The 4007-nt window shown below is 37.3% G+C and carries 5 protein-coding genes; all 5 read right to left on the bottom strand.

The genetic code is table 11. From position 1 onward, the window contains the following. Positions 1 to 91: 91 nt before the first annotated feature. A protein-coding gene (gene prfB / locus NZ519_12850; protein ID MCS7029643.1) for a peptide chain release factor 2 occupies positions 92 to 1181 on the bottom strand; the annotation gives its coding sequence in 2 pieces (ribosomal slippage) (positions 92 to 1120 and positions 1122 to 1181; 1089 coding nt in all). Between the two features lie 25 nt (positions 1182 to 1206). Then, positions 1207 to 2229 carry a TerC family protein gene (locus NZ519_12845; GenBank protein ID MCS7029642.1) on the bottom strand — a complete coding sequence of 341 codons (1023 nt, stop codon included), beginning with the start codon at positions 2227 to 2229 and terminating at the stop codon, positions 1207 to 1209. A gap of 59 nt (positions 2230 to 2288) precedes the next feature. After that, positions 2289 to 2621 carry a YbaB/EbfC family nucleoid-associated protein gene (locus tag NZ519_12840; protein MCS7029641.1) on the bottom strand — a complete coding sequence of 111 codons (333 nt, stop codon included), beginning with the start codon at positions 2619 to 2621 and terminating at the stop codon, positions 2289 to 2291. 22 nt (positions 2622 to 2643) lie between these two features. Next, a complete protein-coding gene (locus NZ519_12835; GenBank protein MCS7029640.1) occupies positions 2644 to 3150 on the bottom strand; it encodes a hypothetical protein in 507 nt (168 codons plus the stop codon). 81 nt (positions 3151 to 3231) lie between these two features. Further along, on the bottom strand, positions 3232 to 3819 hold the full coding sequence (locus NZ519_12830) for a hypothetical protein (protein MCS7029639.1): 588 nt from the start codon (positions 3817 to 3819) through the stop codon (positions 3232 to 3234). Positions 3820 to 4007: the final 188 nt, after the last annotated feature.

The raw sequence follows: 4007 nt of genomic DNA, 5'->3' as shown, positions 1-4007 counted from the left end.
CCCCCCCCCCCCCCCACCCACGCCGACCTTGCCCACACAAGCGCAAGCGAAGTGTGGGCAAGGGCACGCCCAAAAAACTAAAACTAAAAAATTACTGCTTTGCTTTTCCGTATTCCATTAAATACGCTTTGATAAAAGGAGTAATATCCCCATCCATGACCGCATCTACGTTGGAAGTTTCATAGCCCGTGCGGTGGTCCTTAACTCGCTTATCATCAAAAACATAACTGCGAATTTGACTGCCCCAACCAATCTCTTTTTTAGTGCTTTCTAATTTTTCTTTTTCTGCTTGCCGTTTTTCTAACTCCATCTGATACAGCCTGCTTTTGAGCATTTTCATAGCCCGCTCACGATTTTGCAACTGCGAACGCTCCTCCTGACAAGCTACTACAATCCCCGTAGGAATATGCGTCAAACGAACAGCAGTTTCTACCTTATTGACATTTTGCCCCCCTTTTCCCCCTGAACGATAGGTATCCATTTGAATATCCGCAGGATTGATTTCAATCTCAATCGTTTCATCAATTTCAGGATAAACGAACACAGACGCAAACGAAGTATGCCTACGCGCGTTAGCATCAAAAGGGGACACTCGCACTAACCTATGTACACCGCTTTCTGCTTTAAGATAACCATAAGCAAAATCCCCCTCTATGCTTAATGTGGCACTTTTTATACCCGCGCCCTCACCGGGCTGCTCATCCAATAAATGGACCTTAAAACCATTCTTTTGCGCCCACATGGTATACATGCGCATAAGCATTTCTGCCCAGTCTTGGCTTTCCGTACCTCCTGCACCTGCGTTAATCGTCAAAATGGCGTTGAGTTTATCCTCTTCCTTGCTCATCATGTTCTTAAATTCAATCTCTTCTAAAAAGGATAATGTGCTTTGATAAGCTTTGTCCAACTCTTGTTCGGAAAGCTCTCCTTCTTTGTAAATTTCGTAGTTCAAGCTTAAATCTTGAACACGAGCATCCAACTCTTGGTACAAATCGACCCAAGTTTTTAAAGACTTTATCTCTTTCAGGATAGACTGGGCTTGTTTAGGATTGTCCCAAAAATTTTCCTGGTAAGTTATCGCTTCTAGTTCTTGAATTTTGCTTTGCTTTGCATCAATGTCAAAGATACCTCCTTAACGCAGCTGTGCGTTCTACTATGTCTTGATATTGTTCGTAAGTCATACTGCAAAATTAAAAAATAAATGGGCTACTCAACATGGGTAGTTTCTACAATAGGTTGTGCTGTTGTGGGCAGTTTTTTGTTTTTAGGTTTGAGTGCAGAAAATAAAATAGAAATCGCAATGATACTGACCACTACAATCAAAGAATAATGGACAGGAATTTCTATCTCTATAATTTCTAAAAGCATTTTTATGCCTATGAACATCAGCACAAAAGCTAAGCCAATACCAAGATATCTAAATTTATCCATTACCGAGCTAAGCAAAAAGTACATAGATCGCAAGCCCATCACTGCAAATAGGTTAGAAGTGAAAGCTACATATCCATTTTCAGTAATCGTAAATACAGCAGGAATGGAATCCAAAGCAAACACTAAATCGGTACTTTCTATGACTATCAATACCAAAAAGAGCGGAGTAATGAACAGAATTCCTTTTCTACGAACAAAGAACTTGTCTTTTTCATAGTCAGCGGTCATACGAAACCGCCTGCGTATAAATTTGACCAATTTGTTATTTTCAATGTCTACATTTTCTTCCTCTTTTTTGCTCAATAGCATTTTGATTCCTGTGTAAATAAGAAATACGCCGAAGCCGTACAAAATCCAATGAAAATGGTGTATAAGCGTTTCTCCAATGAAAATAAACAGCCCGCGCATTACAATAACCGATACTATGCCCCAAAAAAGGACTTTTCTATGATACTCCTCTGGGGTTTTGAAGTATCCGAATATCAATATCATGACAAAAATGTTATCCACAGAGAGCGAAAGCTCAATAATGTATGCCGAGAGATAATCAATAAACTGAATGTAGTTGGTTTCTATCTTTCCTGAAGCCATTCGGACAGGTGGAAAACCAAAGTAATAGACTACTGCCGAATAGGCTAACGAAATTAGTATCCACACAGAGGTCCAAAATAGCGCTTGCTTAAAAGTAGTTTTTTGAGGTTTACGGTTAAGTAAGCCAAGGTCTAAAACCATCATAAAAGTTACAACTGCCGAAAAGATAATAATAGACAGGCGGTGTGGGTCTAGATTATCCAACATAATGAACTACTTTACAAAGATAAAACAAACAGTAAAACAGCAAAAAATTTTACTTTTATCTACAAACCAAAGTTAGACAAATCAAAGCCTGCGATATTGGGAAGCATAGCAGTTGTAGCTTTTTGCATTTCTGTTTTATGAAGTTCATCTGCAGCTTCTAAGGCTTTGTTTACAGCAGCAATAATCAGATCTTCCATCATTTCAGGGTCATCTTTATCTATAATTTCTTTGTCTATTTGAAGTTTGACAATTTTTTTTAGTCCATTAGCCGTAACTTTGACCATTCCCCCTCCTGCTTCGGCTTCTACAGTAAGCTTTTCTAAATTTTCTTGTACTTTCTTTATTTCTGCTTGCATCTCTTGAATTTTAGCAAGCATTTCTTTCATGTTCATATTCATAGCCGATAAGTATATGTTATTTGTTGAATTGTTCTTTGGTTATAGGTAAATTTTTCATAGCTTCTCCTGCCCCTTCCTCTATTTTCATATCCAAGCTAAGCTCAAAATTTGCAATTTGATACCCTTCTCTAGTTTTTATCTTTTTGAAGTCAAACACTTGTTTGCTTTGTTTATACATGGCATTTGTCTTAAATTCGCCTTCACAGTTATTTTTTGAAGTAAATATCCAATCTTTGCCATAAGCAATTTTGACGTAATACCTTCCTGTGGGAATGTTAATCATATCAAATTGCTGTCCTGCGCGTATGTATGCCATGCGTATTGTTTTATCTTTTGTTTTCTCTACAAGTTTGACTACGGCATCTGTATTTTCTCCTACCTTTATGCGTAAATAATTGTGCATAGTAGTGTCATAAATGGGCTTGATTTTTTTACATTCTATCTCACCTGTATCTAGCTGCTGTGCGTAGGTAATGAAGTATGTCAAAGGTAGCAGCCCTAAAAGTATAAGAAAATACTTCATAAATACAGTAGAGTTGTACGCAAAAATAGCATATTAGTTTAGTTTTAGAAAAATATTTTCTATCTGCTAAGGCAAACTTGGTCAATGTTGTTCTCTTTTCTTTTTTGGAAAGGCATAAGAAAGAAGCATTTTCCATTGAGTAATAAGAGGTTCAAATCCTTCACTTAAATTCTTATGCTCTTCGTATGCCTTATAGATTGTTTCTTGAAGTATAATCATTTTTTCGTTGTACTGGGCTAGTTGTGTTCTATCTTGGGGGGTACCTTGTTTTTTTTCTAAAATTTTTTTTCTGAACGCATTGATAGATATATTTTCTTGGGCAATTTGTTTGTCTATATCTGATAACTTTTGGTAAAACGCTTTCATTTTTTCAATATGCCGAATGGTTTTTGTTTCGGCAGAGTCGTATCCTTGCACATCTCGGGAGAAGTTTTTTATTTTACTCCACTGTTCTAAGCTGTGGGCGCTATCTTGAACTTTTTTTACTTCATTTTCCCAGTCTTTGATGTTTTGCAGAGTTTTTTGTTTAAGGTCCGAAGTCAAACCTGCGGTAGATGCCCAAGCAACTTCAAAGTGGGCAAGGTCTATTAAAATTTCGTCATCTTTTGGACTGCATGAATAAAATAACCAAGCTATGGTTATCAACAAAAGAATAGAACTTTTTTTCATCTTTGCAAAAGTATAAAAATTTACACTTTTGTGGGTATAGAGATACGCAGAACTTGAAGACAAAGAATTATTCTTTTTGAAAATTGATGTTCATTCTAAAAAGTAATTTTCATTTTTTGGGCGTGCCCCTTGCTGCGCAAGGGTCGGGGCATTCCGCACTGCGCTTCGCTTCGGTACTTCGCTAACGC

The organism is Bacteroidia bacterium (assembly GCA_025056095.1).
Classification (GTDB): domain Bacteria; phylum Bacteroidota; class Bacteroidia; order JANWVE01; family JANWVE01; genus JANWVE01.
The sequence above is the reverse complement of the archived record's forward strand: the minus strand, read 5'-3'. Positions and strand labels throughout refer to the sequence as shown.

Coding starts and splice junctions, on each gene's coding strand:
- NZ519_12845 (MCS7029642.1), bottom strand. CDS start 2,229: ATGTTGGATAATCTAGACCCACACCGCCTGTCTATTATTATCTTTTCG.
- NZ519_12830 (MCS7029639.1), bottom strand. CDS start 3,819: ATGAAAAAAAGTTCTATTCTTTTGTTGATAACCATAGCTTGGTTATTT.
- NZ519_12840 (MCS7029641.1), bottom strand. CDS start 2,621: ATGAACATGAAAGAAATGCTTGCTAAAATTCAAGAGATGCAAGCAGAA.
- NZ519_12835 (MCS7029640.1), bottom strand. CDS start 3,150: ATGAAGTATTTTCTTATACTTTTAGGGCTGCTACCTTTGACATACTTC.